This window comes from Pseudactinotalea sp. Z1748, from assembly GCF_049725185.1.
Taxonomy (GTDB): Bacteria; Actinomycetota; Actinomycetes; order Actinomycetales; family Beutenbergiaceae; genus CALKWS01.
In genome coordinates this window covers 1-20,241 of the sequence record NZ_JBMPQB010000008.1, presented here as the reverse complement: position 1 = coordinate 20,241, position 20,241 = coordinate 1, and the positions used below count along the sequence as shown (strand labels likewise).

General features: G+C 69.1%; 17 protein-coding genes. 11 read left to right on the top strand and 6 right to left on the bottom strand.

Annotated elements, in window-relative coordinates; translation table 11 throughout:
- From ACO0LU_RS15730 to ppdK, 5 genes are all read left to right on the top strand, one after another.
- Positions 1–660: a hypothetical protein gene (locus tag ACO0LU_RS15730; RefSeq protein ID WP_424792298.1), complete on the top strand. Its 660-nt coding sequence runs from the start codon at positions 1–3 to the stop codon at positions 658–660.
- A 334-nt stretch (positions 661–994) separates the two neighbouring features.
- A complete protein-coding gene (locus tag ACO0LU_RS15725) occupies positions 995–1,645 on the top strand; it encodes a hypothetical protein (RefSeq protein WP_424792296.1) in 651 nt (216 codons plus the stop codon).
- Positions 1,642–2,550 (top strand): hypothetical protein, encoded by a 909-nt coding sequence (locus tag ACO0LU_RS15720; RefSeq protein WP_424792295.1) that lies wholly within the window; start codon positions 1,642–1,644, stop codon positions 2,548–2,550. Before ACO0LU_RS15725 ends, ACO0LU_RS15720 begins: the two co-directional genes overlap by 4 nt.
- A 59-nt stretch (positions 2,551–2,609) precedes the next feature.
- A complete protein-coding gene (locus ACO0LU_RS15715; protein WP_424792294.1) occupies positions 2,610–3,449 on the top strand; it encodes a pyruvate, water dikinase regulatory protein in 840 nt (279 codons plus the stop codon).
- A 13-nt stretch (positions 3,450–3,462) separates the two neighbouring features.
- Entirely contained in the window at positions 3,463–6,216 is a 2,754-nt protein-coding gene (gene ppdK / locus ACO0LU_RS15710; RefSeq protein ID WP_424792293.1) for a pyruvate, phosphate dikinase, read from the top strand.
- Here ppdK and ACO0LU_RS15705 read toward each other — a convergent pair.
- The gene (locus tag ACO0LU_RS15705) at positions 6,206–7,612 is read right to left on the bottom strand and encodes a sn-glycerol-1-phosphate dehydrogenase (protein WP_424792292.1); all 1,407 of its coding nucleotides are present in this window, start codon (positions 7,610–7,612) and stop codon (positions 6,206–6,208) included. The two genes, ppdK and ACO0LU_RS15705, sit on opposite strands and share 11 nt — an antisense overlap.
- A 115-nt stretch (positions 7,613–7,727) precedes the next feature.
- Here ACO0LU_RS15705 and ACO0LU_RS15700 point away from each other — a divergent pair, with 115 nt between their 5' ends.
- Positions 7,728–8,696, top strand: a complete 969-nt coding sequence (locus tag ACO0LU_RS15700; protein WP_424792291.1) for a PPK2 family polyphosphate kinase — start codon at positions 7,728–7,730, stop codon at positions 8,694–8,696.
- A 69-nt stretch (positions 8,697–8,765) separates the two neighbouring features.
- Here ACO0LU_RS15700 and ACO0LU_RS15695 read toward each other — a convergent pair whose 3' ends face one another.
- Positions 8,766–9,494: a PIG-L deacetylase family protein gene (locus tag ACO0LU_RS15695; protein ID WP_424792290.1), complete on the bottom strand. Its 729-nt coding sequence runs from the start codon at positions 9,492–9,494 to the stop codon at positions 8,766–8,768.
- 134 nt (positions 9,495–9,628) lie between these two features.
- Here ACO0LU_RS15695 and ACO0LU_RS15690 point away from each other — a divergent pair, with 134 nt between their 5' ends.
- The 4 genes from ACO0LU_RS15690 to ACO0LU_RS15675 are packed head-to-tail and all read left to right on the top strand — an operon-like array spanning position 9,629 to position 13,276.
- Entirely contained in the window at positions 9,629–10,507 is an 879-nt protein-coding gene (locus tag ACO0LU_RS15690) for a transporter substrate-binding domain-containing protein (protein ID WP_424792289.1), read from the top strand.
- Positions 10,508–10,512: 5 nt separating this feature from the next.
- On the top strand, positions 10,513–11,355 hold the full coding sequence (locus ACO0LU_RS15685) for an amino acid ABC transporter permease (protein WP_424792288.1): 843 nt from the start codon (positions 10,513–10,515) through the stop codon (positions 11,353–11,355).
- The gene (locus ACO0LU_RS15680) at positions 11,352–12,143 is read left to right on the top strand and encodes an amino acid ABC transporter ATP-binding protein (protein WP_424792287.1); all 792 of its coding nucleotides are present in this window, start codon (positions 11,352–11,354) and stop codon (positions 12,141–12,143) included. The genes ACO0LU_RS15685 and ACO0LU_RS15680 overlap by 4 nt, the downstream gene beginning before the upstream one ends.
- Before the next feature lie 41 nt (positions 12,144–12,184).
- Positions 12,185–13,276, top strand: coding sequence for a DUF2332 domain-containing protein (locus tag ACO0LU_RS15675; RefSeq protein WP_424792286.1), 1,092 nt, complete (start codon positions 12,185–12,187; stop codon positions 13,274–13,276).
- Between the two features lie 210 nt (positions 13,277–13,486).
- Here ACO0LU_RS15675 and ACO0LU_RS15670 read toward each other — a convergent pair whose 3' ends face one another.
- Complete coding sequence (locus tag ACO0LU_RS15670) at positions 13,487–13,702, bottom strand: hypothetical protein (protein ID WP_424792285.1); 216 nt, start codon at positions 13,700–13,702, stop codon at positions 13,487–13,489.
- Between the two features lie 201 nt (positions 13,703–13,903).
- Here ACO0LU_RS15670 and ACO0LU_RS15665 point away from each other — a divergent pair, with 201 nt between their 5' ends.
- Positions 13,904–15,079, top strand: coding sequence for an RtcB family protein (locus ACO0LU_RS15665; RefSeq protein WP_424792284.1), 1,176 nt, complete (start codon positions 13,904–13,906; stop codon positions 15,077–15,079).
- 164 nt (positions 15,080–15,243) lie between these two features.
- Here ACO0LU_RS15665 and ACO0LU_RS15660 read toward each other — a convergent pair whose 3' ends face one another.
- From ACO0LU_RS15660 to tdh, 3 genes are all read right to left on the bottom strand, one after another.
- Complete coding sequence (locus ACO0LU_RS15660; protein ID WP_424792283.1) at positions 15,244–16,740, bottom strand: arylsulfatase; 1,497 nt, start codon at positions 16,738–16,740, stop codon at positions 15,244–15,246.
- Between the two features lie 64 nt (positions 16,741–16,804).
- On the bottom strand, positions 16,805–19,114 hold the full coding sequence (locus ACO0LU_RS15655) for a glycosyl hydrolase family 95 catalytic domain-containing protein (RefSeq protein ID WP_424792282.1): 2,310 nt from the start codon (positions 19,112–19,114) through the stop codon (positions 16,805–16,807).
- Positions 19,115–19,176: 62 nt separating this feature from the next.
- Positions 19,177–20,238, bottom strand: a complete 1,062-nt coding sequence (tdh, locus tag ACO0LU_RS15650; RefSeq protein ID WP_424789386.1) for an L-threonine 3-dehydrogenase — start codon at positions 20,236–20,238, stop codon at positions 19,177–19,179.
- Positions 20,239–20,241: the final 3 nt, after the last annotated feature.

The following is a 20,241-nucleotide window of genomic DNA, read 5'->3' as shown; positions in this document are numbered from 1 at the left end:
ATGGGCTCGATCACCGAAGGACACCCCGGCAACGCGGCTGAACAGACCCACCGACCCGGCACGGTCGCGGCCGCCTCGCTCATGACCTGGTTCGGCGCGCTGTTGCCGATCGTGGGTGGGGCGGTGCTGCTGATGGCGCGGGATTCCCTGCTGGCGATGATCGCGGACCTGATCGCCGGTGGTGAGCAGGGGCTGGTCGATGTGGGGGTGCACCCCTCGCAGGCGGCCGATTTCCTGGCGCTGTTGCGCGAGGCGCTGCCCTACCTGTCGCCGATCATGACCGCGGCGGGGGTGGTCTCGCTGGTCTGGGGCGCGGTGGTGTTCCTGCTGGCGGTGCTCGCCTTCCGGGGCTCCCGGGCAGCGGTCTGGGGGGTGACGGTGATGGGCATCGTCTTCGTGCTGGCGATCTCGATCCTGCTGCTCGCCGGTGAACTGCTCTCCCTCATCGCCGCCTCCTGGACCGGTGTCGCCGTGATCCTGTTCCACGTCACCTCCTCCCGGCAGTGGTACCTCCAGCGTCAACGCCCGCAGACCGCGGGTCGTGACGGCGGCCGCTACGGTGGCGCCGCCGGTGGCCCCGGTGGACCAAGGGGTGGGCCGCACGGGCCCGCGACGAGCTACGGCACCGAGCCGCCGTCGTCGGCCCCTTTCCGGCGCTGACCCGCACCTCCGGCGCCGGCTGCGCCGACTGGCCGGCTGCACCGGACAGAGACTGATCCCCCGGCGGGGTACATCCACAACGGGTGGCCCCGCTCTTCGTTGTCCACATGGCCGGGTGAGGCGCGGGCGGGGTGGCCGGTGCGGTTCGTACCGTCGGGCTTCGTCAGGTCCCTCCCTCCGGTGGGGCGCGCGTGCTCCCGGAGGACGACGGCGGGAGCAGCCGATGCCGAATCCGCACCTTGGCCACCATCCACCCGGGGCGCCCGGTGGGCACCACCCACCGGGTGGGGTACGGCCCGGGGGCGCGGCGCCGCCACCACGGCGACCGCTCGCCGTGACCATCGCCGCTGCGTTGATGTGGGTGGCCGGCGCCCTGGGGCTCGGTGTGGGCGTGCTGGCCCTGGCCACCGACGATCTGCTCGTCCGTGAACTGCTGCCGCGGTTCCTCTTCGGCCATCCCCCGCACGGCACCGGTATCAGGATCCTGGAACTCACGCTGTACCTGGCCGCCATGGCGGTGATGCTCACCCTCGCACTGCTGGCCGTGGCCGCCTTCCAGGGGTCGAACGCAAGCCGGTGGGTGCTGGTGGGTTTGCTCGGCTTCTGGTCGCTGCCGACGCTGCTCGCCGGAGCCGTCCACCCGCACCCGGTGAGCCTGCTCGTGGGCTTCGGTCCAGCGGTGGTGATCCTGCTGTTCCTACTCCCGCCGGCCTCGGCCTGGTACCGGCACCAGACATCCCGGCGGCAGTGGAACCGCCACCTGATCGAGATCCAGCGCCGTCCGGGGCGCCGGAGGGGACGCGCCCCCGGGGCGCCCAGCACGACCGGGCCACCCAGCGTCCCCGGGCAGGTAGCCGTCGGCCATGGAAAGTTGCCTGCGGCGCTGCCGAATGAGCCCGGAACCGACCCCGCCGAGATTAGGCTGGCGCGGGAGCACCCCTCGCTGGGTGCGGCCGAGAGGACGACGGCGTGGAGGGGACCGTGACGAATCCATACCCGCAGCAGCACGACGGCGGGCAGTGGACCGGCGGGCCCGAGCAGAACCCGCCCGCCCAGCCCGACGCAACGCCACCGGGTTACGGGCACCCCGGCACCCGGGGCGGTGACGGCGACGCCGCACAGAGCCCGCCGCCCGGCGCTCACTCCGCCCACGGCCAGCCCGCCTACGGCCAGTCCCCACACAGTCAGCCGGGCATCCACCCCGCCTACGGCCAGCCGGGCTATGCCCAGCCCGGCACGCAACCGGCACCACCTCAGTACCCCTACGGCCAGCCGGGCTATGCCCAGCCCGGCACGCAACCGGCACCACCTCAGTACCCCTACGGCCAGCCGGGCTATGCCCAGCCCGGCACGCAACCGGCACCACCTCAGTACCCCTACGCCCCACCCGGCCATCAGGGCATGCACACCACCGCTGACCATCCTCAGGGCCCACCGCCACGCCGCCCGATCACCGTGCTGCTGGGCTCGATCCTGGTGTGGCTGGCCTGCGCCGCCTCCCTTGTCACGGGGATCGGGGTGCTGGTGGTCCGGGGCCGGGCCGCGGACCTGCTGGTCTCGCTGCCGTTCATGATCCCGGAGTTCCACACCGGCTTCTCGATCCTGATCAGCCTCATCGGCGCCTTCGCCATCGCGATGGGCCTGGTCTTCGGCGCGTTGACGGTCGGCGCCTTCCGCGGCTCCAACGGGGCCCGCTGGGTGCTGGTGATCCTGATCGGCCTGGCCGCGCTGAGTGCCCTGCCGGCCGTGGTGGAGGTGCCCACCGTGGAGAGCGCGCTGGCCGTGCTCATCCCGGCCCTCGTCGTCGTTCTTTTCCTGGTGCCCCCGGCCCCGCAGTGGTACCGCTATCGCAGCCACGAGGCCGCGCGGGCAAGACGGACCATCCGTTGAACCGTTCCACTCCCCCATGGGTGCAGCCCGGACGAGGTTCTGGCCGTACTGTGAGGCCCATGGTCAGCGAGGTGCCGATCGCGATCCACGTGATGGCCGATTCAACCGGGGACACCGCCGCACGTGTGGCCCGGGCCACACGTGTGCAGTACGAGGACTTCGACACCCGGATCGTGCGCCACCCGCGCATCCGCACCTCCGCGGTGCTGCGCGCAGCGTTCCGCGACATCACCAGTGCGGAGGAGAACGTGGTGGTCTTCTCCACGCTCGTCGACGACGGGCTGCGCAGCCTGCTCGATGACCTGTGCGATGAGCACCGGATCTCCCACGTGGACCTGCTGCTGCCGGCGATGCAGGCGATGGAACGGGTCACCGGCACCGCACCGCGGCGCAAGATCCGCCCGGTGGGCATAGACGCCGACTACTTCAAGAAGATCCAGGCGATGGAGTTCGCGATCGCCCTGGACGACGGCCAACGCGCGGACTCCCTGCCCGAGGCCGACATCGTGCTCGTGGGCGTCTCGCGCACCGGCAAGACCCCGCTGTCGATGTACCTGGGATACCTGGGCTACAAGACCGCGAACATCCCGCTGGTGGCCGGGGTGGCGCCACCGCAGGAGTTGTTCAAGGTGACCCCCTGGCACGTGGTCGGGCTGAGCATCGACCCCGAACGTCTGCTGCACATCCGCCAGCGCCGGCTGCGCACGATGGGGGCCTCCGGGGTGAACGAGGGGTACTCGGACCTGGCGGCGATCTACGACGAACTCGACCACGCCAAGGCGATCCAGCGGCGCCTCGGCTGCCCGGTGGTGGACACCACCGAGTTGGCGCTGGAAGAAGCCGCGGTGCGGGTGATCGAACTCGTGGAGAACCGGCGTCGGGCCCTGACGGGCAGTTGAGCAGGAGGAACAGATGACCAACCAGAACCAGCCGGGGGCAACCGGGGTCCAGGAAGCCTCCCGGGCGGGCGGCTCCGATCAGGGCAGGGCCGAGGACGACGCAAACCGCTACGTCTACGACCTCGCCGAGGGCGGGGCGCACCTGAAGGACTTGCTCGGCGGCAAGGGTGCCAACGCCTCGGAGATGCTCAACCTGGGTATCCCGGTGCCGGACGGGTTCACCGTCACCACCACCGCCTGCGTGGCGGCCACCCGGGCCGGCGGACAGTGGCCCGATGGGCTGGCCGAACAGATCCGCGCCTCGCTGGCGTCCCTGGAGGAACGCACCGGCCGCACCCTGGGCGGGTCGCAGCGCCCGCTGCTGGTGTCGGTGCGTTCGGGGGCGGTGGTCTCGATGCCGGGGATGATGGACACCATCCTGAATCTGGGGATCTCCGATGACACCGTGGAGGCCCTGGGTGCCGAGGCCGACGACCCGCGGTTCGCCTGGGACTCCTACCGCCGGTTCCTGCAGATGTACGGCGAGGTGGTCGAGGGGGTGCCGGCGCATGCCTACGAGGACGCCCTGAGCGCGATGAAGCGCAACCGGGGCGTGCACAACGACACCGATCTGACCACCGCGGACCTGCGCGAGTTGGTGCAGACGTTCAAGGGGGTCTCGGCCGAGCACATCGGCACCGACCTACCCACCGACCCGCACACCCAGCTCGAACGGGCCATCGAGGCGGTGTTCGCCTCCTGGCAGAACCCGCGCGCCGGGGTGTACCGCAGGGCGCACCGGATCCCCGACGACCTGGGCACCGCGGTGAACGTGATGCAGATGGTGTTCGGCAACCGCGGCGACACTTCCGCCACCGGGGTGTGCTTCACCCGCAACCCCTCCACCGGCGCCAAGGAACTCTACGGGGAGTTCCTGCTGAACGCCCAGGGGGAGGACGTGGTCGCCGGGATCCGCACACCGCTGCCGCTGGCCCAGATGGAGGAGGTGCTGCCCGAGGCGTTCGCGCAGTTGGTGGAGACGATGAACCGCCTGGAGGTCCACTACGGCGACATGCAGGACATCGAGTTCACCGTGGAGGAAGGGTCGTTGTACCTGCTGCAGACCCGCAGCGGTAAGCGCACCGCGGCAGCGGCGCTCAAAGTGGTCCGGGACCTGGAGGCCGACGGCGTGATCGACCGCGCCGAGGCGCTGCGCCGCATCGAACCGGCCCACCTGGACCAGCTTCTGCACCCGGCGATCGACCCCGGCGCCCACCGCGAGGTGCTCACCCGCGGGCTGAACGCCTCCCCCGGGGCGGCCGTGGGCCAGATCGTGTTCGACTCCGATGTGGCCGAGCAGCGCGGCAAGGCCGGCACCCCGGTGGTGCTGGTGCGCTGGGAGACCACCCCCGACGACATCGCCGGCACCCTCGCCGCGCAAGGTGTGCTCACCGCACACGGGGGGATGACCTCCCACGCGGCGGTCGTGGCCCGTGGGATGGGCAAACCGTGCGTGGCCGGGGCCGGGCAGATCCGCATCGACACCGACGCCGGCACCCTGGCCGTAGGGGATGTGGTGCTGCACGAGGGTGATCTGATCACCCTGGACGGGTCCACCGGTGAGGTCTTCGCCGGGGCGCTGGACCTGGTGCCACCGCAACTGGGTGAGGACTTCGCCACGATCGTGGGCTGGGCCGATGAGATCCGGACGTTGGGGGTGCGCGCCAACGCCGACACCGGTGCCGACGCGGCCAAGGCCCGGGAGTTCGGCGCCGAGGGCATCGGGTTGTGCCGCACCGAGCACATGTTCATGGCCGAGGACCGCCTGCCCGCGGTGCGGGCGATGATCCTGGCCGCCGACGATTCCGAGCGTGCGCAGGCGCTGGAGGCGTTGCTGCCGATGCAGCAGGACGACTTCACCGAGATCCTCTCGGCGATGTCCCACCTGCCGGTCACGATCCGGTTGCTGGACCCCCCGCTGCACGAGTTCCTGCCGGATCTGGTCACCCAGGCCCTGACCGTCCAGCGCCTGGAGCTGAGCGGCGATGACAACGCCGCCGAGTTGGCCCGGGCCAGACGGCTGCTGGGGCAGGTGCGCTCGCTCACGGAGATGAACCCGATGCTGGGCACCCGCGGGGTGCGCCTGGCACTGCTGTACCCCGAGATCGCCCGGATGCAGGTGCGCGCCATCGTGCGCGCCGCCCTGGCCGTGCGGGCGGGCGGCGGGGAGCCGGTGGTGGAGATCATGGTGCCGCTGGTGGCCTTCGCCGAGGAGCTGCGCCGGATGCGCGCGATCGTCACCGAGACCGTGGCGGAGGAACTCTCCGCGGCCGGGGCGGACTTGGACATCAGCGTGGGCACCATGATCGAACTGCCACGGGCGGCGGTGACCGCCGATGAGATCGCCGAGCACGCCGACTTCTTCTCCTTCGGCACCAACGACCTTACCCAGACCGGGATCGGCATCTCCCGTGATGACGCCGAGGGCTCCTTCCTGGCGGCCTATGAGGAGGGCGGGATCGTGCCGGAGAACCCGTTCGCCACGATCGACGCCGACGGCGTGGGCGAACTCGTGCGCATCGGTGCCACCAAGGGCAGGGCCGCCAAGGCGGGACTGAAGTTGGGGGTGTGCGGTGAGCACGGTGGGGACCCGGCCTCGATCGACCTGTTCAACCGGATCGGGCTGGACTACGTCTCCTGCTCCCCCTACCGGGTGCCCATCGCCCGGTTCGCCGCCGCCCAGGCCGTTCTGGCCGCCCAGGAGGAGGCTGACGCGGTCAGTTCGTGAGTTCCCCGGGCGCCCGCCACGGTTGGGAGCCCCAGAAACCGCCGGGGGCGAACAGGTCGGCTACGCACTCCTCCAGCAGGTTCGCCTCCAGCAGCACATCGAGCAGGGTGTAGCGGCTGCGGATCATCTGCGCGCGCACATAGGTGGCCCGGAAGCGGGCCTCATCCACCCCGATCTGGCTCGGGTGGGTGATCGCGCCGACCGTCGCCAGGCGGTGCTGGATGTCGGCCGCGGGCAGCAGTTGGGCCCGCAGGCGCTGGGCGAGCCCGGGCCACAGGTCCCGCAGGCGCTCCAGTCGAGCCCGCAGCTCCGGCGCCGCCAGGTACTTCAGCCGCGACTGTTCCACGGCCGCCTCGGTGACCTCCGGCGGCAACTCGGCCCCGCGCACCCGCGCCTCCATCTGTTCCCAGGTCGGCCAGGCCGCCACGGCCGCCTCGACGTCCAGGGTCGCCAGATCCCGGTTCAGGGCCACCTCGTACAGCGCGCACAGGGAGATGGTGCCCAACCCCACCTTCATCCCGTGGGAGAGCGGGGGCTCCTCATCGAGGCCGAGCCCTTCCATCTCCCACAGGTGGGAGAACTGATGTCCGGCGCCGGAGGCCGGCCGGGAGGACTGGTGCGCCTGCATCGCCAGGCCGGACATCAACAACCCCTCCGAGAGCCCCCTGATCGCCCCCGGGTCACCGGCGGCGATCAGTTCCGGGTGCGCGATCGAGGCCCGCAGCGGGCCCTGCACCAGGTGCCACACGTCGTCGTCGATCGCCTCGATACCCAAGGCATCCGCCAGGATCCAGTCCCCGCCGGCCGGGATCTTCTCCACCAGGTCACCCACACCGGTGGCGGTCAGCCGGCCCGGGGCGGCGGCTAGGAGTCCGTAGTCGGCCACGATCGCCGCCGGTGCCGGGCAGTATCGGGTGATCTTGAAGCCGTCCTTGGTGATGGAGGCGCCGTAGGCGGCGTAGCCGTCCATCGAGGCGGCGGTGGCCACCACCAGGTACTCCCGCTCCAGTTCCCACGCGGCCAGTTTGACCAGGTCGTTCAGGGTGCCCGAGCCGATCACCACCGGTACGCCGTCCCGGGTGCGCAGGTGCTCCCGGATCTGTTCGACGTTGTCGTAGGAGGCGTACACCGTGGGGACGGCCGGGAAGATGAGCGGCTCGCCCACCTCCACCCCGACCTGGCGAAGCGCAGCACCGACCTGCTCCCCGGCCACGGCCCAGGTGTTCCCGTCGGCGATCAGTTGCGCCGATGGCGACCCGGTGGGTGTGCCGAAGGCCTCGGCGAACACCGAACCGGTGCGTCCCAGCACGTCCGTGCCCGCGGTCAGGACCCGGGTGTCGGTCGCTGCGGCCAGTGCGGCCCGGAGCACGTCTGCGGGCGCGCGATCCTCAGTCATCCGGGCCTCTCTGTCGGGGCAGGTGAGCCTGCCGGAGCAGGTCACCCGAAGGTACGGCGAGCGCGTAGCGGCGCCGCGCGCTAGCGTACCGAGCCAGCCCCGACGAAGGATCGCCATGCCACCGAAGAATCGTTGGACCGAGCACCCGCGCACCCTGCTGCGCCCCGGTGAGGACTTCTCCCTGGCCGATCTGGACCACCGCTCCACCCCGGGCTGGTCGGGGAAGAAGCGGCACGCGCGCGAGTTCATGGCGCATCGCGGCGGGCTGCTCTCGGAGTTGCAGGAGCGTCTGTACGCCCACGGCCGCAGCGGTGGGGAGAAGTCGGTGCTGTTGGTGATCCAGGGCATGGACACCTCCGGGAAAGGTGGCATCGCCCGGCACGTGATCGGGATGGTCGATCCCCAGGGCGTGACGCTGCGCGCCTTCGGCAGGCCCACGCAGGAGGAACTGGATCATCACTTCCTGTGGCGGATCCGTCGGGCCCTACCGGCCGGCGGTCAGATCGGGGTGTTCGACCGGTCCCATTACGAGGACGTCCTCATCGCGCGCGTGGACGGCCTGGTGGAGGAGGCCGTCTGGCAGAAGCGGTACGAGGAGATCAACCAGTTCGAGGAGACGGTCGCCGAGTCCGGCACCACCATCGTCAAGGTCGCACTGATGATCTCCCATGAGGAGCAGGGCTTGCGGCTGATGAAGCGGTTGCACCGCAGCGACAAGTACTGGAAGTTCGACCCCGCCGACGTCGACGCGCGCCGTCAGTGGGAGGACTACCGGGACGCCTACGCCGACGTGTTCGCCCGCACCCACACCGAGGTCGCGCCCTGGCACGTGATCCCTGCCGACCGGAAGTGGTACGCCCGGCTGGCCGTCTCCGAGTTGCTCACCCAGGCGCTCATCGACCTCGACCTGGCCTGGCCCACGCCCCGGTGGAAGGTGGCGACCCAGAAGCGGCGGCTGGCCGAGACGATGAGCGAGGAGGCGCTCGCGCAGGCCAGGGCCGCGGCCAAGGATGCGAAGAAGAAGGTGCGCAAGCAGGAGCAGGTGTTCGCCGCCGCCATCGCTGAGGCCGACAAGTACCGCTGAACTCCGCCCGCTGGTGGGGGCGCTCTGCGACACCCGCAGGATCGACTACTGCGCAACGGTCATCGCCGCTTACGGCTCCAATACCTCCAGCCCGGCACCGAAGGCCACACCCATCCGCTCTCCGGTGGCCCGGGCGTTCTGCTGGATCATCGCAGGGAAGTCGAAGTCCCCACCCAGCCCCTCCAGGTAGGCGCGATGCGCACGCAGGGAGGCATCGCCGTCGTCCATCGTGCCGCTGACGTCCACACCGTGGTTCTCCTGCGGTGAGCCGGGCAGCCACACCTGGCGCACCCCGTCCCAGGGTTGCAGGCCGCCCTCGCTGACCTGGTCGGGAAAGACCCAGCGGTTCCCGGCGTCGCGCACGGCGTCCAGGGTGGCCTGACCGGTGGCGATGTGGTCGGCCTGGTTCAGTCCGCCGCCCATCCAGGACTCGCGGAAGTTGTTGGTGATGACGATCTGGGGGCGGTGCCGGCGGATCTGGTGGGCGATGCGCCGGCGCAGGTGCAGGCCGTACTCCAGCACACCGTCCCCTTCGCGTAGGAAGACCACGTCTGCCACACCCACGATCCGGCAGGCCTCGACCTGTTCGGCCTCCCGCAACGGCCCGGCCTCCCCGGGTTCGATGCCGTCGATGCCGGCCTCCCCGGAGGTCACCATGCAGTAGGTGATCTGTTTGCCCTGGCAGGTCCAGCGGGCCACGGCGGCGGCGAAGCCGAACTCCATGTCATCGGGGTGGGCAACGACGGCGAGGGCCCGGTCCCAGTCCTCGGTGACGTGCGGCAGGGGTGGGGTGGACATCGTTCCTCCAGTGCAGGTGACCATCGGGCGAACTGTGCGCCACGCTATCGCGCCGGTTCGCGGTTCCGCCGATCTATACTCAGCCTCACCCACCAGGCACCTGAGCGCTCCACCATCCGACGGAGGAAAGACGCATGCGCAACACCGCACAGATTCACGCAAGGCCCTGGCTGAAGGGCCTCGCACTCGCCTCCGTCGCGACCCTGGCACTGACCGCCTGCGGCGGCAACGGTGCTGACGGCGACGGAGTCGACGCCGAATCCGAGGTCGACGCCGACGTGAGCGTCGATGCTGAGGTCCAGACGCTCAACGAAGGCACCCTGCAGGTCTGCTCCGACGTGCCCTACCCGCCGTTCGAGTACTACGACGGCGACGGCAACGTCGTCGGCTTCGACATCGACATCGCCTCTGCCATCGCCGACGGCCTGGGCCTGGACCTGGAGATCATCGAATCCTCCTGGGACGGTCTGGAGTCCGGTGTGGCCCTGAACGCCCAGGACTGCGACCTGACGATCTCCGGGATGACGATCACCGAGGATCGCAGCGGGAACATGCTCTTCAGTGACCCCTACCTGGACGACAACCTGGGGCTGCTGGCCACCGAGGGCTCCGGAATCGAGAGCGTCGATGATCTGGAAGGGGTCTCGGTCGGCGTTCAGGCCGCCACCACCGGTGATGTCTACGCCAGCGAGGAACTGGGTCTGGACGTGGTGCAGTACGAGGATTCGGGGCTGATGCTCCAGGGTCTGCAGGCGGGCCAGGTGGAGGCCCTGATCGGCAACATCTCCATTCTCGGGTACCAGGCCGGGGAGGATCCGCAGTACGTGTTCGTGGAGGAGATCGACACCGGGGAGCAACTCGGCATCGCGGCCCAACTGGACAACACCGAACTCATCGACGCCGTCAACGAGGTCCTCGCGGAGTTGAGGTCCAGTGGCGGCCTGGAGGAGATCGAGGAGGCCTGGTTCCACTCCGAGACTCCTGAAGAGGGCGACACCGGGGACGACGCCTAAGCCCCATGGCCCTGTCGAACCGTCAGCGGCGCAGGATCAGCCTGGGGATCCAGTCCCTGCTGTTCGTCGTCGTGGTGGTCACCCTGCTGGTCCTCATCGACTGGGGCGCCGTTCAGCAGAGTTTCTTCAACTTCGAGCGGATCAGCTCCATGTTCCCCGGGGTGATCACCACCGGCCTGGTCAACACGGTGCAGTACACGTTCTTCGGGTTCGTCTTCGGGCTGCTCGCGGGCACTCTGCTGGCGCTGATGCGCATGGCCAGTTTCCCGGTCTATCGCTGGCTGGCCACCGGCTATATCGAGTTCTTCCGCGGCATCCCCGCGATCCTGGTGTTCATCGCGCTGGGATTCGGGGCCAGCCTGGCGTTCGGGCTCAACCTGAGCACCCTGCAGACCGCGGCCACCGCCCTGGCGATCGTGGGCAGCGCCTACATCGCCGAGACCATCCGCGCCGGCCTGCAGGCAGTGCCCAAGGGGCAGGTGGAAGCCGCCCGGGCGCTCGGCATGCCGGCGTGGCGGGCGATGATCACCATCCAGATCCCCCAGGCCTTCCGGATCGTGCTGCCCCCGCTGACGAACGAGGCGATCCTGCTGACCAAGGACTCCTCGCTGATCTACGTGGTGGGGATGGCCGGATCCGCGGCGGAGCTGACCAAGATGGGCCGCGACGGCATCACCATGTACCAGGCAGGCATGACCCCGCTGGTGGTCGCCGGAGCGTGTTACCTGATCATCACGGTGCCGCTGGCGCTGCTCGCCCGCCGGATGGAGAGCCGCGGCTCGGGCAAACCCGCCCGGCGGCGCAAGAAACCCATCACGACCACACCGGCGACCCAGGGAGTGCCATGAGCAAGCAGCCGAGCGCGCCGGCCGAGCAGTATTCCGGGGTCACCATCTCCGGCCTGTACAAGTCCTTCGGCGACAACGAGGTCCTCAAGGGCGTGAGCCTCACCGTCGACCCCGGGGAGGTGGTCTGCCTGATCGGGGCCTCCGGGTCGGGCAAGTCAACCCTGCTGCGCTGCGTGAACCGGTTGGAGGACCCCGATTCCGGCCGGATCACCGTGGGGCAGTTCGATGCCACCGACCTGGACGTGAACCTTGATGCGATGCGCCGGCGGATCGGCATGGTCTTCCAGCAGTTCAACCTGTTTCCGCACCTGAGCGTGCTGGAGAACTGCACGATCACTCCCCGCCGGGTGCTCAGACTCTCCCGGGAGGCCGCGGAGACCGAGGCGATGCACCAGTTGGACCTGGTGGGTCTGAAGGACCTGGCGCAGCGGCGGCCATCGCAACTCTCCGGCGGTCAGCAGCAGCGGGTGGCGATCGCCCGGGCACTGACCATGAAACCGGAACTGATGCTCTTCGACGAACCGACCTCCGCGCTGGACCCCGAGACCGTGGGCGATGTGCTCTCGACCATGCGGGACTTGGCGCAGGCCGGGATGACCATGCTCGTGGTCACCCATGAGATGGGCTTCGCCAGGGAGGTCGCCGACCGGGTGGTCTTCCTGGACGAGGGCGTGGTGGTGGAGGAGGGACCGGCCGCCGAACTGATCGGCGACCCGCAGATGCCGCGCACCCGCGATTTCCTGCGCCGGGTGCTCAACCCCTTGGCGGCTGAGGGCGCAGGGCAGTAAGGGCTTGCCCACCAGCGGGTGGTCCCGGGCAGGATGGCCCGATGGATCCATCTATTCATCTGGGCCGGCGCCCCCTCGCCGAGGGCTACCGATTGTTCGCCGAACGGGAGGCGCGGGGGGTCTCGGCGGTCTATGCGGACTGGGCGCACGCGGTCGCCCAGGACGGGGAGGTGTTGGACCTTCTCTCCAGGCTGCCCGGGGGTAAGCGACAGCCGAACCTGGTCTTCGCGGCGGCCCGCTGGCACGGGGCGGAGGAGTCCTATGCCTCCTTCCGGGAGACGGTGCTGCAGCGCTGGGATCAGGTCCGCGCCACCATCATGGCCAGGGCGACCCAGACCAACGAGGCCGCTCGCTGCGCCACCCTGCTCCCGTTCCTGGCCGAACTTCCCCAACCGTTGGCCCTGATCGAGGTCGGTACCGCCGCCGGGCTCTGCCTACTGCCGGACCACTACTCCTACGCCTACGACGACGGCACCCGCCTCGACCCTGACGGCGGTCCCTCCCCGGTGGTGATCGAGGCTCACCTGGGTGCCGGTGTGCCCGCCCCCGCGATGCCGCAGATCGCCTGGCGCGCCGGAATCGATCTGAACCCCATCGATGCCACCGACCCCGATGCCCGGGCATGGCTGGAGACCCTCATCTGGCCCGGGCAACAGGCCCGCCGCCAGCGGTTGCGGGCCGCGTTGGACATCGCCGCTCGCGAGCGCCTGCACCTGGTCGCCGGTGATCTGGGCGAGGCGCTGCCGTCCCTGGCCGCCCAGGCCCCACCGGAGGCCACGCTGGTGGTGTTCCACTCCGCGGTGCTGGCCTATCTGGACACCGACGCACGGGCCAAGTTCGTGGACGTGGTCAGCGGTCTCCCCGGACATTGGATCAGCAACGAGGGCGCTTCAGTGCTCGCCCCGGTCCTGCCGTCCGCTGCACTGGGTGGCTCCCCGCCGGGTGCCTCCGAGCAGGGTGGCTCCCCGCCGGATGCCTCCACGCAGGGTGGCTCCCCGCCGGGTGCCTCCACGCAGCGCACCGACGGCGAGGCCGACGACGCCCCCGACGACGGCCGGTTCCTGCTGACCGTCGACGGCATCCCCCGGGCACGCACCAACCCGCACGGCTCCGCGGTGCACGGCCTCCCCTGACCCCCTCCCCTCACAACTCCCGCCGAGAGCGAGCCCCCGCGGCCATGGTGCCAGGGCTCCCGCCGCCACATCCGCCCAGACCGAGCCCCGCGGCCATGGTGCCAGGGCTCCCGCCGCCACATTCGCCCAGACCGAGCCCCGCGGCCATGGTGCCAGGGCTCCCGCCGCCACATCCGCCCAGACCGAGCCCCGCGGCCGAGGACGAGCCTTCTACCACTCGTCCTCGGCCACCAGGATCGCCCTCGGCGCGCTGCGGCGCTGGGCGGCGGCGCGGCTGGCGGCGCCTGGCCGCGGCTGGGCGAGCGTCCGCAGCCCAGCGGCTACCGTCGCCGGATCCGCCGAGGGCGAGCCCCGCCGCCGAGGACGAGCCTTCTGCCACTCGTCCTCGGCCACCAGGATCGCCCTCGGCGCTTGCCAAGCTGCCACGGCGGCACGAGGGCGTGGGGCGGCGGTGCGGGGCGGCGGCGCGGGGCGGCGGCGCGGGGCGGCGGCGCGGGGCGGCGGCGCGGGGCGGCGGCGCGGGGCGGCGGCGCGGGGCGGCGGCGCGGGGCGGCGGTGCGGGGCGGCGGTGCTGGGGTGCGCGGGGCGGGGGTGCTGGGCGGGGGCGCACCTGAGAGGGTGGCGCGCATGAAGCAAATCAGCGAGAAGCTGTACTCCTGGGCCTCGATCATCGACGAGCATGCGCTCGCGCAGGCCGAGCTGACGGCCGCGCTGCCCTTCGTGACCCCGCACGTGGCGCTGATGCCGGATGCGCATGTGGGGATGGGCGCCACCGTCGGTTCGGTCATCCCCACCCAGGGGGCTGTGATCCCCGCGGCGGTCGGCGTGGACATCGGGTGCGGGATGGTGGCGGTGCGCACCCAGTTCTCCGTTGAGCAATTGCGCGCCGCCGGCCGGCCGCTGTCGCACCTACGGGAGCGGATCGAACGGGCCGTTCCCCTCAGCCCCGGCCGGCACAACCGCAAGGTGCAGGAGGCCACGGCGCCGAAGGTGGCCCAGTTGGAGGAGTTGGCCGCAGCAGAGAGCGTGACGCCGGAGGAGTTCGCGAAGAACTGGCGATTGCAGTTGGGGTCGCTGGGCGGGGGGAACCACTTCATCGAGGTCACCGCTGATGAGACCGGCGCGGTGTGGACGTTCCTGCACTCCGGCAGCCGCGGGGTGGGGAACAAGATCGCCCAGCGCTACATCAAGCAGGCCAAGAAGTACGCCACCAAACGCGACCCTGATCTACCCGATGCCAACCTGGCGCACCTGGCCATGACCGACTTCCACTACGCGGGGTACATGTCACACCTGCACTGGGCCCAGGAGTTCGCCCGGCTGAACCGGGAGGTGATGATGGACCGGGTGATCGATCAACTCGGGACGTTCATGGATCAGGAGGTGCAGCGCCTGGAGGAGGTGAACTGCCACCACAACTACACCGCCACCGAAACCCATTTCGGGCAGAACCTGGTGGTCTCCCGCAAGGGCGCGATCGCCGCGCACGCCGGGACCCGTGGGCTGATCCCCGGTTCGATGGGCACCGCCTCGTACGTGGTGACGGGCAAGGGCAACGAGATGTCGCTGTGCTCGGCCCCACACGGCGCGGGGCGGATGTACTCCCGACGCAAGGCCCGCCAGACGTTCAGCCAGGATGATCTGCGCCGGCGGATGGCCGGTATCGAGTACCGCGACGACGCAGCCTTCATCGATGAGATCCCCGATGCCTACAAGGACATCGACCAGGTGATGGACGATGCCGCGGACCTGGTGGAAGTGGACCACGTGCTGCGCCAGATCATCAACGTCAAGGGGCAGTAGGCGGACTTCTCCTCCGGCATCGTGGTCGACGCCTACGCCCGTTTGAAGCATCGACGTTCCAGGCCGGGCCGTACCTGAAATTCGTCAGGACACACGGCGAACCAGCCATGGAAGTCGGCTGCGCCGACGTCGAACCGTAGCCGAGCGGTCGGCCGCGCCGGCAGTCACTGGCCCACGAGTTCGGAGATGTGGGGGGCTTCAGAGCGCACCGGGCAGCCCGGAACGAGCCGCCCATCAGCCACGAAGCCCTCCGGCCGGCCATCAAGGTAGCCCACCAGGCGCTGCCGCCACGCCTCGATCTCCGCTTGCCTATCAGAATCGGTGATGAGGTCATGCACCTCGTGGGGATCCTCCTCGAGATCGAAGAACTGTTCAATGCCACGCCCTGAGGCCCAGAGGTACTTCCGTCGACCATCGGTCACCCACTGCAGCGACTGCCCGAAGTGGACGTGTTCACCATGGATCTCCTGACGCCAGGACGGGGACTGGCCCAGTGTGTGCGGGACCAGGCTCAAGCCGTCGACCGAGTCTGGGACGGCCACCCCGGCGGTGTCCAGCACGGTGGGCATCACATCTCGCAGCTCGGTGACGTCCTCGACGACCCGGCCGCGGACAGCGTCCGGGAAGAAGGCCGGAGCAGGTCGCACGATGAGAGGTACATGTGCGCTCCCTTCATAGCCCACGCTCTTGCGGTACATGTCGTGGTCGCCCATCATCTCGCCGTGGTCAGAGGTGAAGATGATGGTGGTGTCCTGCGCCAGCCCGTACTCCCCGAGGCCCTCGAACAGCCGGTTCAGTTGCAGGTCGATGTGGGTGATGTTCCCGTAGTAGCCGCTCATCGCACGGTGGTGCATATCAGGCTGGAGACGGCCGAGCACCGTCTGGTGGTGGTTGTCCCGGCGGAACTCGTCGAAATTGGAGATCCAATCACCCACCGGCGGCCTCTGGACATCACCGTGCAGGTACTGGTCGAACGCCCACTGCGGTGGATTGAAAGGTGCGTGCGGCCGATGGAAGGACACCCAACTGAAGAACGGCACTGTCGGGTCCCGCCGACGCAGGAAGTCCAGCGTCTCGCTGACCACCCAGTTGGTCGGGTGGAGTTCCTCTGGACGACTCCATGGGATCGCGACCATGGAGTTGCAGCCGAGGCCGTCATCGAAGTAGTCGGCCCCGGCGTGCATGCCGGGTTGACGACGCAACCAGGTGACGTAGTCGTCATGCGCCTCCAGGTTCCGATGCCCGTACCCGCGCCCGAAATGCATGAATCCATCGTGCAGCCTCACCTCGTCGAAGCCGCAGCGAGCCCGTTCGGGGTACACGTGCATCTTCCCCACGGCATGGGTCTGATACCCCGCCTCCCGCAGCGTCCCCTGCATCGTGACCGGGTGAGCCAGGTCGAACGGCACCCCTTCGCGGTATCCATAGCGTCCGTGCCGCTCGGGTGACTGGCCGGTGAACAGGGCCACCCGAGCGGGTACGCAGGTCGGGGTGGCTGAGTAGGCACGGGCGAACCTGGTTCCCTGATCAGCCAATTCGTCGAGGTGCGGCGTTCGCACGAGGGGGTGGCCGGCGGCAGTGAGCGCATCACCGCGCCATTGGTCGACACAGATCACCATGATGTTTGGACGCGTGGCCGGCCGTTTCCTCGCGTTCGTCATGCTTACTGACACGTTCAACCTCCGGGTAGTTGTTGGGCGACCCTGCCAACTTTCAGCGACGGTGTCACCTGGGCCATGCGTATCCGGCGACAGAGTGGGCCGGGACGTCGACGGACAAGACTGTGTCGCCATGCCGCAGCTGGTGAGGGCCCGCCGCGGACGTGTTCAGGGCACGAAGGACCACCGAGATGGGGCGCCCGTTCTCCCAGGTCAGGTCCACGCTCAGGCCCGGGCGAGCGACCAGGCCATGGAAGGATCCGGACCCCAGTTTCTCAGGCAGCGCAGGCAGCACCTCGATCTCCTCGCGGTGACTCTGCAACAACGCCTCACACATGGCCGCCGTGAAGCCCAGGTTCCCATCGATCTGGAACGGGGGATGGGCTGCGAAGAGATTGCTGTACAAACCTGCGCTCCGATGCCCCGCCGGTCGGCACAGCAGCGGCAATAACCGGGTGAAGGAATCGGCTTGGCGCAGTCGTGCCCGGAGCGCGAGTTTCCAGGCCAGCGACCATCCGGTGGCCTCGTCCCCACGAGCACGCAACGTCCGGTCGACGGCGGCGGCGAGTGCACCATCATCCGCGTCCAGGTCCGTGCCACCGGGGTAGGCAAAGGCCAGGTGGGAGAGGTGCCGGTGGTGCGGGTCGATAGCCACCGCACCGGCGTGCCACTCGCGAACGGTGCCGTCGTCGTCGATGATCGGCGGATGGATCCACTCGCTTGCTGCGTGTACCTCGGGTAGCGCTGGGTGGTCGGTGTTGCCGGTAACGGCCGCCAAACCCTGCACGACGGCGAAGAGTTCGGTGATCAAGGTCCGATCCATGCCAGTGCCCACCGAGACCGACGCCGGGCCATCGGGGGTGTGGTACCGGTTCTCCGGCGACGTCGAGGGGAAGGTGTGCCTCCATCCGTCCTGCCCTGACTGCAGCAGGTCGAGGACGAACTCCGCCGCGCCTATAGCCAGCGGCCATAACCGGTCCGCCCATGTCGCCGGACATGTGCCGTAGCCGCGCAGCCGGTCGAGTTCGCAGACCAGCCACACACCTCCCATGGGCCATTGAGCCCACGAGGCGTCGCCTGAGGTGGGTGTGGAGAAGGCCCAGGCATCGGTGTTGTGGTGTGCCACCCAACCCCGGGCGCCGTACAACCGCTGTGCGGTCTCCCGGCCCCGCTTCGCGAGTGCTTCCACCAGGTTCATGAGGGGCTCAGCCGCCTCCGGCAGGTTCGTTGGCCCGGCGAGCCAGTAGTTCATCTCGGTGTTGATGTTGATCGTGTAGGCCGAAGACCACGGTGGCTCGAGTGAACCGTTCCAGAGCCCTTGCAAGGTAGCCGGCAGTCCACCGGGGCGGGAGGAAGCGATGAGCAGATAGCGCCCATAGTCGAACAGCGCTTCCAACATCACCGGATCAGCGCCGTTGCCGTGCGCGGCCAGGAGTTGATCAGGATCGGTGATCATGTCAGTCGCTGTGAGCCGCAGCCCCGCGCGGTCGAACAAGGCACGGTGCTCGCTGACATGGCGCTCTCGCAGGGAAGAATGGCCAACGCGCAGGGCCCGGTGCGCGCGCGCTCGCGCGCACTCCGCCGCCCTCTCGAGGCTCCCACGCGTCGGAGCACCGATCTGATCGAAGGTGGTCTCGATCGCCGCGACGAGCACCAACCTGCGCACGCCGAGAAGTTTCACGTCGATCTCAGCCGCGGTCTGCTCATCCGGGCTGACGGCGGTGATCCCGTCGTGCTCCCAACGGAGGCTGAGAGCACCACGCACCGGAGTTACCCCCGCACCGGTCCACCGGATCATCCCCTCGTCGGTGGGCGTGCGGTCGTAATCCTCCGGGAGGGCTGTCAAGATCTCCAAGCCATAGGCGTCCGCCGAGATGTCGAGGATGCGCAGCAGAGTGGAACCCCGCACGGTCACGTCCACCGGCGACTTGGAGATGAGGTGGTGGACCATGACATTGTCCGGCGCACTGACGAAACTTTCATGCTTCACAGCGCCAACACTTGCGGTGTGGACCGCATCAGCCAGATCCAGGATGCGGGTGACGTCGCCCGTGCGGTGGCGCAACTCCACGTCACCGAAGGGAAGGAGTGCCTGGGGCTGGCGGGACTGCACACGGCGCAGAACCTCTTCGGCAGCAACGACCTGGCCGGCATCGAAGAGGTGGTGGGCCTCCTGGCGGGCTGTGACCGCGGCCGCAGTGTCGATGCGACCGTCGCGGTGCTCACTCGCTGGGGAGCCGGACCATCCGGTGCCCTCCGTCAGCTGTAGGCGGACGCCATCATCCTCGCCGAAAACCATCGCACCGACCCGCCCGTTACCCAGCGGCAGGGCGTCGAGCCATCCAGTGGAGGCCCGACGGTAGGCGATACGTCGCACGTGGCTCCTTCGGGTTGTGACAACAGGACGGTCATGGAACGCGAGACCTGCCCCGCGTTTCGCTAGGAGAGGGTGGACCAGTCCAGGACGACTTTGCCGCTGGTGCCGTTGGCGGCGATCTCGAAGCCGCGCTCCCACTGGGTGGCGGGTAGGACGTCGGTGATCACCGAGGAGATGGTGTGGTGCAGCCAGGTGGACGAACTCAGCATCGCGGCCATCGCGTTCCAGGTCTCGAACATCTCCCGCCCGTAGATCCCCTGCAACGTGAGCATGTGCGTCACCACCACCGACCAGTCGATATCGATGGAGGCAGTAGGCAGCCCCAGCAGCGCGATACGACCCCCGTGGTTCATATCCCGGATCATCTCCGGCAGCGCATCGGGGTGCCCGGACATCTCCAGGCCCACATCGAACCCCTCCTTCAACCCCAACTCCCCGAAAGCCCACTCGATGCTGGTCTTGGACACATCCACACTCAGGTCCACCCCCATCCGCTCGGCCAGAGCCAACCGGGGCGCGGACACATCGGTGATCGCGATGTACCGGGCACCCACATGACGCACCACCGCCGCGGCCATCAACCCGATCGGCCCGGCGCCGGTGATCAGCACATCCTCACCCACCACCGAGAACTTCAACGCGGTATGCACCGCATTACCGAACGGGTCAAAGATCGCACCCAGTTCGGCAGTGATGGGCTGCTGCCCCTCCCGGAAGGTGTGCACCCACACATTCTCCGCCGGAATCACCACGAACTCAGCGAAAGCCCCGTCGCGCTGCACCCCCACCGAGATGGTGCGGATACACAACTGGCGTTGCCCGGCGCGACAGTTGCGGCAGGTCCCGCACACGATATGACCCTCACCAGAGACCCTGTCCCCGACCTTGACGTCCTGCACCAGATCCCCCACGGCCACCACCTCGCCATAGAACTCATGCCCGGGAATATAGGGAGCAGTCACCATCGAGGCCGCCCAGGAGTCCCAATTACGGATATGCAGATCCGTCCCGCAAATCCCCGTAGTCAACACCCGGATCTTCACCTCCGCCCGACCAGGCTCAGGCTCAGGACGTTCGACAAGTTCCAGACCAGCACGCGGGCCGGGCTTATAAAGGGCACGCAACGG